12 protein-coding genes are annotated in these 12102 nt (G+C 53.6%); 5 read left to right on the forward strand and 7 right to left on the reverse strand.

All coding sequences use genetic code 11. The features are described from left to right. Nucleotides 1-223: hypothetical protein (locus GRI69_RS15510; RefSeq protein ID WP_160729072.1), on the reverse strand; the 223-nt coding region annotated here is incomplete at its 3' end. A 226-nt stretch (nucleotides 224-449) separates the two neighbouring features. Next, nucleotides 450-992, reverse strand: coding sequence for a recombinase family protein (locus tag GRI69_RS15515; protein WP_160728433.1), 543 nt, complete (start codon nucleotides 990-992; stop codon nucleotides 450-452). A 259-nt stretch (nucleotides 993-1251) separates the two neighbouring features. On the opposite strand from GRI69_RS15515, the gene GRI69_RS15520 reads away from it, so the two are divergent. Then, a complete protein-coding gene (locus GRI69_RS15520; RefSeq protein WP_160729073.1) occupies nucleotides 1252-1458 on the forward strand; it encodes a hypothetical protein in 207 nt (68 codons plus the stop codon). After that, a complete protein-coding gene (locus GRI69_RS15525) occupies nucleotides 1455-1694 on the forward strand; it encodes a hypothetical protein (RefSeq protein ID WP_160729074.1) in 240 nt (79 codons plus the stop codon). Before GRI69_RS15520 ends, GRI69_RS15525 begins: the two co-directional genes overlap by 4 nt. A 91-nt stretch (nucleotides 1695-1785) precedes the next feature. Here GRI69_RS15525 and GRI69_RS15530 read toward each other — a convergent pair whose 3' ends face one another. The 4 genes from GRI69_RS15530 to GRI69_RS15540 form a co-directional block, all read right to left on the reverse strand. Then, a complete protein-coding gene (locus GRI69_RS15530; protein ID WP_160729075.1) occupies nucleotides 1786-2577 on the reverse strand; it encodes a hypothetical protein in 792 nt (263 codons plus the stop codon). Between the two features lie 70 nt (nucleotides 2578-2647). Further along, on the reverse strand, nucleotides 2648-3568 hold the full coding sequence (locus tag GRI69_RS15535) for a DUF4238 domain-containing protein (protein WP_160729076.1): 921 nt from the start codon (nucleotides 3566-3568) through the stop codon (nucleotides 2648-2650). A 37-nt stretch (nucleotides 3569-3605) separates the two neighbouring features. Next, nucleotides 3606-4850 (reverse strand): type ISP restriction/modification enzyme, encoded by a 1245-nt coding sequence (locus GRI69_RS15925; RefSeq protein ID WP_202392063.1) that lies wholly within the window; start codon nucleotides 4848-4850, stop codon nucleotides 3606-3608. Next, entirely contained in the window at nucleotides 4820-8413 is a 3594-nt protein-coding gene (locus tag GRI69_RS15540) for a DEAD/DEAH box helicase (protein ID WP_337191084.1), read from the reverse strand. Before GRI69_RS15540 ends, GRI69_RS15925 begins: the two co-directional genes overlap by 31 nt. Nucleotides 8414-8599: 186 nt before the next feature. Here GRI69_RS15540 and GRI69_RS16210 point away from each other — a divergent pair, with 186 nt between their 5' ends. Then, nucleotides 8600-9607: a hypothetical protein gene (locus GRI69_RS16210; RefSeq protein ID WP_237453162.1), complete on the forward strand. Its 1008-nt coding sequence runs from the start codon at nucleotides 8600-8602 to the stop codon at nucleotides 9605-9607. Between the two features lie 605 nt (nucleotides 9608-10212). Here the strand turns inward: GRI69_RS16210 and GRI69_RS15555 are convergent. Next, complete coding sequence (locus tag GRI69_RS15555) at nucleotides 10213-10536, reverse strand: DUF6626 family protein (RefSeq protein ID WP_160729079.1); 324 nt, start codon at nucleotides 10534-10536, stop codon at nucleotides 10213-10215. A 574-nt stretch (nucleotides 10537-11110) separates the two neighbouring features. Here GRI69_RS15555 and GRI69_RS15560 point away from each other — a divergent pair. Together GRI69_RS15560 and GRI69_RS15565 are read left to right on the forward strand one after the other, a co-directional pair. Then, nucleotides 11111-11653, forward strand: coding sequence for a recombinase family protein (locus tag GRI69_RS15560; RefSeq protein WP_160728433.1), 543 nt, complete (start codon nucleotides 11111-11113; stop codon nucleotides 11651-11653). Between the two features lie 226 nt (nucleotides 11654-11879). Next, a partial coding sequence (locus GRI69_RS15565; RefSeq protein WP_160729072.1) for a hypothetical protein occupies nucleotides 11880-12102 on the forward strand: 223 nt, incomplete at its 3' end.

The following is a 12102-nucleotide window of genomic DNA, read 5'->3' on the forward strand; positions in this document are numbered from 1 at the left end:
TGGCGCACCCGACAGGAGCGGACAAGGAGGCATCACCGTCCAGTAAAGCCTTTACCAACGCTGTTCGCGCTTCGCGTGAGCGTGAAGGCAGGCTGGCAATGACGGCTTCGGCCCAACGTTGGTCATCGTTGTAATGGGCGTCGGTGACATCGCCAGCAGCGGTATCGGTCGTTTTCGGCATGACGATTGTTTCGGCGTTTTCGGTGACGGTCTTTTCGGTCATCGGTCGAGCGTGCCATAGTTCGTCAGTTGGTCAACGATATCACGCCGATGACCGATGATGCCGATGACCGTGGAGAAGATTATTACACGCGCCATAGGGAACGCTACAATGCGATTCGAAGTCCATGCCGATGCGAGCATGGCCCACGCCGCATTGTGCCCCGTCGGATTGACATTGTAAGGTTTCACCTATGGCCAGGATGGCCGTAGAGCAGTTCTGATGGCCTTCAGGCTGCGAGTGCTCGATAGACGCTGGCACGACCGATGTTCATCTCACGGGCGATTGCAGAAGCTCCCATGCCTTTCTGGTGAAGTGCCTTGACCTGCTTATGGTCGATGGTTGCGGGACGGCCTTTGTAACGTCCATCGGCCTTGGCCTTCGCGATGCCTTCCAACTGTCGTTCACGGCGGATGTCATTCTCGAACTGCGCAACGGCACCAAGGATGCTCAACATCAACTTGCCCGTGCTGGTATCGGTATCGACACCGTTTTGGTTGATGCAGCGGAACGCGACACCTTTGCTCGCCAGTGTCTCGATGATGCGGTGAAGGTCACCGACCGACCTTGCCAACCTGTCGAGCCGCGTGACGATGAGCGTGTCGCCTTCCCGAACGAAGTCGAGTGCATTGGCGAGTTCGATACGGTCTTTGGCCGAACGACCAGACATCTTCTCGGCGAAGACCTTCTCGCATCCAGCATGGGCCAAAGCTTCGTTCTGGATATCGAGCGACTGTCCCGACGAACTCACCCGTGCGTATCCGACCAGCATCCGCGTCTCCTGTCTCGTTAGGCTCTAGGCCACGACATCGCAGATGTTTCGAATCTGTCAGCAACTCATTTGGGACGCCGAAACTGTCTCACGCCGATGTCCCGCTCGGGCTTAGCCATGCGGGATGGGGGGCAGGGTTAAAGTTAGCCACCAAAAAGTTCTCGCGAAAAAAATTCTGTCAAGTAATTATTAATTAATGCAAGAATTTCAGACCGCTGTCATTTTCCTATTGTGACATCCAGTCACGAAGGAAAACTAAATGAAACTTTATCTAAATTGGGAAAGCATACATGTCATTCAGCGTTACTTGGATTTCGGTATTGAACCAGAGAAGTTATACGTTCGCTGGGACGATGAAGGCGAAACTTATGTTGGAACTGAAGGTTTGGACTTAGCCACTTATAATCGCTTGGCCCCGCTGCTCTGGGAGTTGCATCAGGTCGAAGGTTGGGAGCGCACGAAATGACTTCTTTCAAAATCACTGAAGTCGCCATCTATCCGTTCCGCGAAGACGAGGACAATGGGCATTACAACACAGGGGGCGAAGGCGAAGAGGACGGATGGAACGTTCATTCCTTTGGCAACTGCGACGGCGAGTGCGACATACTCGATGACGAAGATTTCGACGATTACGAAACCGCTTGGGCATTCGCATTGGAACTGAGCGAGCGATACGGCGTCTACATCGACCATCGATATTGACGCTCATGGAAGAATTTTGTGGGTGCGGCCATCAAGCGGGTCGCACCTACAAACCCGCTCCCCTGACCTTTTGCATTCTGACCTCGGGCCACTACTGGGCGCTCTGATACGTTAGGAGCAAAGGTGTCAGATAAGCACTTGCCAGCTTATAGGATTCGAACATCGAGGAGCCAGTATCCGCCCAGCTTTTAGCGGAATCGTATTTCTCTTTCATGCTTTTGAGGATGCCCAAAAGGCCGCCGAGTGCCTCAGACGGGTCAAAACCATCGGGGCGGCGTTCTGATTGTTCGTTCAGAAACTGATACTGAGCTAAGACGTTCTTGAAAGCATCAAGGTTATATCCCGCACCCAACCACCCGAGATAATTCAAACTGAATTCAAGCCGAGACAATCCATCTATAATGGCTTGTTTGACGAACGCCTCTACCTCATCATTTTCCCGAAGTGCTATGAGGTAATTAGTAATTAAAACTCGTAGCTCGGCAACATCCTCCTCCGAAAGAGATGGATAAGATTCGAATTTTCGAACTTCGTAGGACCAGAATTGAATGACCTTTCCGTGGTCTCTAACTTGCGGAAGGCCGCCGTCGGGATTGTTGTTCCAGTTCGTGGTCAGAGATTTAACGTCGAACGCCTTTTTAAAGCCCTTTAATTCGGCAACCGCACTTGCTTTCTGGGACTTCTCCCACTCAGACCTTCCAATAAGAGTCGCGACCCTATCGCAACGTAGAAGGATGGTGGAGATTATAGTGTAAAACTCGGTGCTTGAAATTTCGACGTCAAAGCACTCAGCAAAGAATTTGGCCCCAGCGAAAGCGCTGCCCTTATTGAGCTTCGCAGCGATTTTCGCCAGTTCCTCTGCGGGGTCAGTCAGTTTAGCCATGTCTTTCTGTCGATGGTGGCCGAGAGGGGGTCAAGCATCTTCTGAAGTTATCCCATGCCGTGGGCAGTCACTACGCGGTTCTGCGAAAATACTTCGGTAGGTCCGCGCCTCTTACATTTTGCTCACTTCTCAAGTTCAACCGAAACTGGTCATTTCGTGCGTAGATTTGGCGTCGGGAGTTTCGCGCGATAACGGTGTTAACCGAGGTCACTTGGTCGTCAGTATGAGACAGCGTTTCTGGCAATTCCTCGAAGGTTCCAAGAAGCAGAGCATCGGAAGAGAGCGGGAAAAGTAGGCTCGTTCCCATTAGACCATGCCCAGGCGAAGCAAGCGGTCCATAGTCACGATTGTCTGACCATTCGAGGACAACGGGATTATCGCTCGTGATATATTGCGACCCCTCTGGCGCTGAAGCGAAGCACCAGTTCCGATTGGCCATCGTTTCAAGCACCTTCGGCACCATCTCGAATTCGACCCCAATCAGGTGAGTCTGGTCAATGTTGATGTCGTATCGCTTGCCGTCTTTGAACCGCTTGATGTCCTCATAGGTGACCTTACCACTCAACTCGACGCCATCGTCCTTCATTTTCTTCGTGTGGTGCTCCCATGCTTCCTCGGAAGACACCAGCACACCAAACACCTTCTCTACTACGTCCTGATGGAAGCGCTCTAACTGACCTCGCAGTTGCGGATTGCGAACCGACAGAAGCGCGGCAAGATTCATAACATAGGTAAAGTGCTCTTCGCTCGGGAAATTTTGCGCCGCGATGATGTCAGCCAAGGGTCCCGAAATCTCTCCCTCCAAATCCGCAAGTGCATTTTCGAGATAGTCAGGGTCTTGGCCTTCGGCATCTACCCGATTGAAATACCTTTTGCTTCCTACGTTTCGGACGAGAGTGTGCCCAAGGTGGCGAGTCTCCTCGTCGAAGAAAACGACCCGAGCTTGGCGACCAACACCGTCCGCGAAGTTCCGCAGATAGAACTGCGGCACGTAGTGGTGGTTTGCCTTCGCGCCCAAGTGAAACCGTTCAGATATCGAGTTTTGGCAGAGAACGGACGATTTTCATCGTCTCCAAGCTGACCGTAATGATGCGCTGAAAAAGCTTGAGCGGATAGGCGGCGTCACCGACAGTTTCGATTGCGTAACGGTTGGCGTCGTTGACAATGCCGCTGTCCTTGTCGGTCTTCACAACCTGCCGTTCCATGACCCATTCAAGTGCGGGCTTGCCGTTTACCACGTAGTCGTAGGCTTCGAGCGGAATGTCGGTCATCGTGAACTTGCCATTGTAGATGACCGTGCTCTTGTCCTTCACCTTGCCCTTCCCGCCAAAGCGCATCTTCTCGACGCGGAAATCCGTATCGGTGTAGCTGTCCATCAGGAGCGAGCCGCCAGCGAAATTGACTGGGTATGGCTCGGCTTCTTCGTAATTTACGTGAAGGTCTGACAAAGTTCTCCCTGCCTTCGAGAAAAGCCAGAAATCCGTCGCTTTTACGACAACTGGAATACGAGGAGTTTCCTTTAGGAGGTTTTGTGAGAAGCGGTTGCGGAAATCCTCAGACATTAGAATGCCATAGACATAGTAAAAGATGTCTTCTGCTGTGATGGTCTCCGCAGGATATGCAGCGGTGAACCGCTTAAAAGCGTAGGGCGTAATTCCCGAGGAATGAGGAGAACCTGAGCTAGAAAACAACTCCCCTTCGACGTCAGAAGATGTTTGTAGCGGATAGCATTGACCATTTTGAATGAGTTGAACGTCAGCCACATTAGAGGCCACAAACGCTGAATAACCACGCTGCGAGCCAACACCACTGACCACCAGTATGCGATTGCCGCTATTTGCGTCCGAGAACCAAGCGGGCGTCTGGTTCACATATTCAACAATTTGCCTCGACACAGCGGCCCATTGTTTTGTGAATGGCCGATAATCGACCAGCGTTGCCTCAAATTTTTCGTCAAGTGGTTCGCCTTTAGAAAACCGCTTTTTCAAATTGCGGGTCCAGCTTATTCTCGAAGAATCAACCCAGTCCTCGAAGCTCTGAGAGCCTGACGAACCAACGGCGTCATTATAATAACTCGCGAACTGCCGAACGTTGTTTTTCAGTTGTTCTCTTGAATAATTTTGCACCCACGGGTCGCGGTTCGATTGTATTCCGTTTGTGTAAGTTTTGAAAATTACGTTAGGGTCCTTCGCACCTTTGGAGGCCAGAGGTATGAAATCCTCAAATGCGTCATCACGCTGATTTATAGCTTGTCGGGAATTACATCCTGCCAATCAGGGACCGAATTCACACTTTCATAGGACTGAAGCTTGACCTTCTTGTCGGACGTCGAGAGGCTATCCCCGATGTCAAAATAGTGAATCTTCCCTCGGCCTTTTCCCGACGAGGTTTTGACAAGGAGAAGTATGGCAATGCCCGTCATACTTCCTTGGCCGAAGATGTTCTCACCTTCTTTGGCAGCGCCCTTGGCAAGAATATCCTTCCTGACATCGCCTCGGAGATTGAGGACATATACCTCGCTGAACTCTTCCACGAGGTGCTTCCTAATTCCACTTGCGAAGGGTTTGTCCAAGAAGCCTGAACCCAATACGTAAGCGACGATACCATCATTTCCTACACGGTCGGAGGCCCACCGTATCGCCCTGATATAGCTATCATAGAGGGCATTCTTATTCCCGACCGAGGTATCTGCGGCGTATGTTTCCTGAATTCTCTCGTCGAGTGACGGATATTTGACGTTGGCGTTATTGTCGTTCGTTTTTTCCTGCCCTGTTGAGTAGGGAGGGTTGCCGACAATCACGCGTATATTGAGGTCCTTCTGCTTTTGGCGACGTGAACTGTTGTCTGCCAGAAGCGCGCTGACCAAATCTTCCTTCTCGTAAAGCTGGAAGGTATCAGTGAGACAAATGCCTTCGAACGGCATGTAATCGCCGCCCGAAAGGGCGTGGTAGACCGCTTCGATATTGATGGCCGCGATGTAGTAGGCGAGCAGCACAATCTCGTTGGCGTGAATCTCCTCAGCGTATTTCCGCTCAAGCTGTTCAGGTGCGATGAGACCCGATTGCAGCAGCCGTGTGATGAATGTCCCCGTCCCAGTGAAGGGGTCGAGTATGTGCACGCCCTCGCTGCCTAGCGTCTGACCGAACTGCGCCTTGAGCACATCGTTGACCGAATGGATGATGAAATCCACAACCTCGACTGGCGTGTAAACAATGCCGAGCCTCTCGGTCATATGCTTGAACGCTTTGCTGAAGAATTTGTCGTAAAGCTCGACGATAATCTTCTGCTTACCCGCCGCATTGTCGATGCCCGCCGCACGGACTTTCACGCTGGCGTAGAACTTTTCGAGTGACTCGGATTCCTTCGCCAAATTCTGCTCTTGCAGAACGTCGAGCACGGATTGCATCGCCACGGACACAGGGTTGTTCTGAGTAAAACTGTAGCCTTCGAACAAAGCTTCGAAGACAGGCTTCGTAATGATGTGCTGCGCCAGCATTTCGATGGCCTCACCCTCGGTGATACCGTCGTTCAAATCATCGCGGATTTCGGTGAGAAACTGCTCGAAAGCTGCTCGCTCTTTCGTGCCCTGCTGCTGCACCACTGCTGTAATGCGAGTGATATGGGTTTGCGCAATCTTGGCAATGTCAGTTGCCCAATCTTCCCAGTAATCGCGCTTGCCACATTTCTTAACGATTTTGGCCATGATGGCCGTCGAGAACTCGTCGAAGCGGAATGCGTCTTGGGTTTCGGTCTCCTTCTTCCCGCCACTTTCGGGAACCTCGCCATCGTCGTCAGAACCCGCGCCGCCCTGACCGATGTTGGCAGACTTTTTCTTCTTTTCCTGCTTCGCCTTGAGGTTGTTCGTGACCGCCACGACCTCAATCTGTCCGCTTACATCCACCCCGAGTTCCAGTTTGTTGATGGTGGCATCGAAGCGTTCGTCATGCGCACGAAGTGCGTTCAAGATTTGCCAGACGACTTTGTATTTCTCGTTGTTGGCGAGAGCTTCTTCAGGCTCCATGCCAGCGGGAACGCCGATAGGCAGGATGACGTAGCCCATCTTCTTACCCTCGGCACGTCGCATGACCCGCCCAACGCTCTGCACGACATCCACTTGGCTTTTCCGTGGATGCATAAACATGATGGCATCGAGCGCGGGGACGTCCACCCCCTCCGAAAGGCAACGAGCATTGGAGAGAATGCGAGCACTGTGGTCGTCATGGTCTGCACGTAGCCAATCGAGTTCGCGATTGCGTGCTTTGGCGTTGAAAGTGCCATCGACGTGGCGGACTTCGCATGCGAGCGTCTGGCCAATTTCCTCATCGTCGTCATCGAGTGACGAAAGGTAGGCATCGACCACGGCGGTAAATTCATCGCGGATGAGCTTGGAACTGGCGATGTCTTTGCAAAAAGCGAGGCCGCGCCGCATGTGACCCGTGTCGGTCGCGACATCGGCGGCCATGTCGGCCTTAGTCAGCGCCTTGTAGCAGCCGATAATCTTGGTCGCGTCATCGAGCTTAAGTTCGCTATTCTCGTCCGTAAGGCGGCTCTGGACGCCAAGGCTGACCGCCTCTTCATCAACGACCAGCACGATGACCTTGTAATCGGTCAGTAGACCTTTCTGAACAGCCCAACCAAAACCACGCTGGAACAGCGTTTCGCCATAGATTGTCGGGTCGTCCATCGAGCAAATAGCGATGGAGTCCTGGCTGGCCTTCGACTTCGCCGCATCCGCATAGATGCGCGGTGTGGCCGTCATGTAGAGACGCTTTTTCCCCCCGATGTATTCAGCGTCATGGATGCGGACGAAGTTACTCTCTTCGTCGTTCTCGTGCGTTTGGCCTGTAGTTCGGTGAGCCTCGTCGCAGACGATAAGGTCGAATTCGGGCAGTCCGTGCTTCTTCTGGGCGGCAGAGATGACCTGTATCGAGTGGTAAGTGGCGAATACCGCCGTCATGCGGTCAGGCGTTGGCTTGCCCGCTTTGGCGGCTAGTTTTGTTGGGTCGGTAGTCGCAGGATGAGCGAGGTCGTGAACGTCGATATCGCCTATGTCGTCATTGCCTGCGTTTCGCTTGCCGACTTGAGCATCGGAACAGACGGCAAAGGAGCGCAGGGGAATCGTAGCATCGAGCGACCACTCACGGATGCTCTGCGACATCAAGGCTAGCGATGGCACGAGGAACAACACTCGACCGCCTGCGCCAGCCATCTCTTCTGAAATCTTGAGCGCGGTGTAAGTTTTGCCCGTGCCGCAAGCCATGATGAGCTTGCCTCGGTCAGCTTCTTCAAGGCCCGCTTTCACATCAGCGAGTGCTTCCCGTTGGTGTTGCAGCGGTTCCTTTTTGGGCTTCAGGATTACCTTGTTGTCGGCAAGGAAAGTGGCCCAATTGATGGGGCTTTCGTTCAGCCGTTCGAGACCGATGCGCTGGGTATCAATCGATTGTTCTTTAAGCGCATCTTCGGCGTTGACGCTCCAAGGCGCATCAGTGGTGTCGATGATAAGGCGTCGGGTGAAATGTTTTTTGCCAGAAGCCGTGAAGAAGGAATCGATGTCTGCCTTCTGAATGCGATGGCCTTCCTGATAGAACTTGCACTGGACCGCACAGAAGCCATCCTCATCGCGAATTTTCGCCACGACATCTATGCCGACATCACGACCGTCGAGACCCTGCATCTGCGCCCAGTCCGCGTATGGCCACGCGTCTTCGAACTCCTGCGCCATCTCTGGGTCGGATTTGAGAAACTCGACGCAAAGGCGCTCGAAATATGTGCCCTTCTCGCGCTCGGTCTTCGAGGCGTCCCGATAGCGGGTCAACAGTTCACGGATAGCAGTCACAGAATTCCCCAGCCCAGTCAGGTCGTTCCTCGGTCTAACCGCAGTGCGGCTGACATGCCAATGGGATGGAGACCGCTCGTGCGCAAAAAATCTCAGCGCTGTCCGCAAGTTGTGCTATGATTTGACCATGCATCAATCGCGGTATTCTTCTGGAGTCGTCCCTTTACGACAGTAAAGGAGACGCACTTGACCCTCATCACATCGCACCCGCATTGGGTTCTTCGCCACGCCATCGAGCTTGACCGTTATACACCGTTTCTCGGCGAGTTCTTCCGCACAAGCTCCGAACGTCAGCATGTAATCGCTGCCTATTTGAGCGCGAAACCACCAAGCGAATGCGACGCTGGCGACGTAGCTGAATTCCTCCTTCATTCGGGCCACAACGACATTCTCGCTGCCGCGTATGGAACCGTGCCGTCGGGTCTTCGTCGCGCATTGCGGAGGTCAGGGAACATCGTTCAGGCCGAGCACTTCTACGGCCTGCTCGTCGAACTGCTATCTGCTGGCGAAAGTCACATCACGAGGTGTATCGCGCAGGTGTCTCGCGTGGACCTCGATACCCTTTTGGCCATCAAGACATTGCCAGCCCAGGCATGCAGCCCAAAGCTCGTTCAGGCCGTGATGGGGAAGACCGATGCCGAGGATGTTGCTACGGCGTTCGAGGTGCTCGTCGAACGCGGGGTCGATGCGCAATGGTTTGCGGGATGTCTTCGCGACGTGAAAACGCAGCGCGGGCTATCATCGGTGTTTCAGAAAGCCGCTCGTCGGGCAAATGCACCCCCGCATCCAATTCCAGCGTCAGATTTCTATCAGCCCATTCAGACGGGGGAGGAACTGTTTTCGGTCGCGCGGGAGTTCAGGAATTGCTTGCGGAACTACACCACTTCCTTCCTTGATGAAGTGCAAGGGAATGCTTTCGCAGTTGTCTCGCGGGGTGAACATCGCACCGTTGTGCACCTCGTTCGGGGGACATCTGGTTGGAAGCTGGAAGGGCTATTCAAACCTCGCAATCGCCGTCCTTCGCGAGCGAGCCGTGAGTGGATTGAAGCCTATTTGGAACAACACGGAATCATCGTGGAACGACGCGAGCCGAGGAGGCCATCAAGGTGGGATTCACTGCACAATCTCATTTGCTCGGACCTACTGGAGTTCCAGCTTGGTTTCGAAGTGGAGGCATTTGACCACATGACTTGAGGAGAACGCTTCGCGTTCATCCTATCGACTTCGGCTCGTTCGCAACAAGTTGCTCACTTAACCTTGTCGAACAATTCTTGAATCGGATGATTCTAATCTCATCACCAAGGAGGCGTGGTCTCGTAAAGGAGCGATAGCTCTAATCCCCCCTCTCCCAAGCCTACGACCATGTGGTCTGAATTGGCTCAAAAGAGGGGGAATGAGATACATCACCAAATCGGCATGTGGCATCGTTTAGCAGCGTCAGCGTCTATAGCTGGAAGGTGGTCGCCCGTGACCCTTCGTTACTGCCCTCATTCGGCGAAAAATCGCCCGACGGTTATCCGCTTTCGCGGAAGCGTCTTACGCCTGCCTGACGATGACAAGCGCAAGGTCGGTGGTTGTGAGAATCCTCAGGATTGAGGACACAGAGCCACCGTCTTTTGCAGACTATGTTTATTCTGGCATTTGCTATCCAGTCGCTGCTCTGCGTTTCGGTCCCGAACACGGCGGTCAGTTGTTACGCTGAGCACCTACAAAGTCCGTGGCAGCCGACGCGGTTATCGCGCATCTATCGGTCGAGCTATGTTGTCCTACGAGTATACACCTGCTGGTGGTTCCCCGCATTAATTAATGCGTGCTTTCACATCGAAATACGGTCGAGCACGGGTTACCTCAGTGTCGTCGCAAAGAAAGCGTTCAAGCTCCTCGAAAGCGCCTTGGAGCCGCTTGCTGGATGCTGGACACCACGTCTCCTTTGCCTTGGTCGCGGCCATGTCTAGTCGGCTGGCCAGCAACTGAAGCGATGCGGGCGAAGCCTTCCTTGGGTCGCCACCTATTTGCGACATGTAGTGCCATGAATGCCCCAGCCAGTTCTCGCTGAATTCCGCTTGCGTCGAGCATAGCCCTTCCGACCGCAGCAACTGATAGATTTCTATAAGCGTATGCATTTCGTTACCTCCAACGTATTTAGTCGTGAGGTCAGGGAGAAATATTCGGATTTAATACGCGCCCGTTTGGCTAGCTTGAACGAAAATTGTCGCGAGCTTCTGATGCAATAGAAAGCGCTGGCGATAGTTTGACTATGCTGCCTCCCGTCGGCATGAAGACATACATAACGAGGGGATTGAGCTTGCTTAAATATATTGGAAACGGTTGCACCATTGCCGCTGCTGGGTTGCTTGCGTCTTGCGGCAGCGAGAATGTATGCAATTCCGATGAAGCGCTCGAAGCCGCGTCGCAATATGCAAGAGGTATGGAAATCTGCGGACCGCTGGTTGAGCAAGGCGTCGGCTCAAACTGCATGCGAGATTTGGATAGCGGATTTGAGAGAATCTATGATTCTGAAATACTTCGGTGCGCTAAGCGCGAATACCGACGTTACCTTTAGTCATCCCCATCCCGCATGGCTAAGCCCGAGCGGGACATCGGCGTGAGACAGTTTCGGCGTCCCAAATGAGTTGCTGACAGATTCGAAACATCTGCGATGTCGTGGCCTAGAGCCTAACGAGACAGGAGACGCGGATGCTGGTCGGATACGCACGGGTGAGTTCGTCGGGACAGTCGCTCGATATCCAGAACGAAGCTTTGGCCCATGCTGGATGCGAGAAGGTCTTCGCCGAGAAGATGTCTGGTCGTTCGGCCAAAGACCGTATCGAACTCGCCAATGCACTCGACTTCGTTCGGGAAGGCGACACGCTCATCGTCACGCGGCTCGACAGGTTGGCAAGGTCGGTCGGTGACCTTCACCGCATCATCGAGACACTGGCGAGCAAAGGTGTCGCGTTCCGCTGCATCAACCAAAACGGTGTCGATACCGATACCAGCACGGGCAAGTTGATGTTGAGCATCCTTGGTGCCGTTGCGCAGTTCGAGAATGACATCCGCCGTGAACGACAGTTGGAAGGCATCGCGAAGGCCAAGGCCGATGGACGTTACAAAGGCCGTCCCGCAACCATCGACCATAAGCAGGTCAAGGCACTTCACCAGAAAGGCATGGGAGCTTCTGCAATCGCCCGTGAGATGAACATCGGTCGTGCCAGCGTCTATCGAGCACTCGCAGCCTGAAGGCCATCAGAACTGCTCTACGGCCATCCTGGCCATAGGTGAAACCTTACAATGTCAATCCGACGGGGCACAATGCGGCGTGGGCCATGCTCGCATCGGCATGGACTTCGAATCGCATTGTAGCGTTCCCTATGGCGCGTGTAATAATCTTCTCCACGGTCATCGGCATCATCGGTCATCGGCGTGATATCGTTGACCAACTGACGAACTATGGCACGCTCGACCGATGACCGAAAAGACCGTCACCGAAAACGCCGAAACAATCGTCATGCCGAAAACGACCGATACCGCTGCTGGCGATGTCACCGACGCCCATTACAACGATGACCAACGTTGGGCCGAAGCCGTCATTGCCAGCCTGCCTTCACGCTCACGCGAAGCGCGAACAGCGTTGGTAAAGGCTTTACTGGACGGTGATGCCTCCTTGTCCGCTCCTGTCGGGTGCGCCA

Origin of the sequence: Qipengyuania vulgaris (genome assembly GCF_009827325.1) — a bacterium.
GTDB classification, from domain to species: Bacteria; Pseudomonadota; Alphaproteobacteria; order Sphingomonadales; family Sphingomonadaceae; genus Qipengyuania; species Qipengyuania vulgaris.

Bases quoted from the DNA above. Each gene is read 5' to 3' on its own strand.
- GRI69_RS15515 (WP_160728433.1), bottom strand. From the start codon at position 992: ATGCTGGTCGGATACGCACGGGTGAGTTCGTCGGGACAGTCGCTCGAT.
- GRI69_RS15520 (WP_160729073.1), top strand. From the start codon at position 1,252: ATGAAACTTTATCTAAATTGGGAAAGCATACATGTCATTCAGCGTTAC.
- GRI69_RS15525 (WP_160729074.1), top strand. From the start codon at position 1,455: ATGACTTCTTTCAAAATCACTGAAGTCGCCATCTATCCGTTCCGCGAA.
- GRI69_RS15530 (WP_160729075.1), bottom strand. From the start codon at position 2,577: ATGGCTAAACTGACTGACCCCGCAGAGGAACTGGCGAAAATCGCTGCG.
- GRI69_RS15555 (WP_160729079.1), bottom strand. From the start codon at position 10,536: ATGCATACGCTTATAGAAATCTATCAGTTGCTGCGGTCGGAAGGGCTA.
- GRI69_RS15560 (WP_160728433.1), top strand. From the start codon at position 11,111: ATGCTGGTCGGATACGCACGGGTGAGTTCGTCGGGACAGTCGCTCGAT.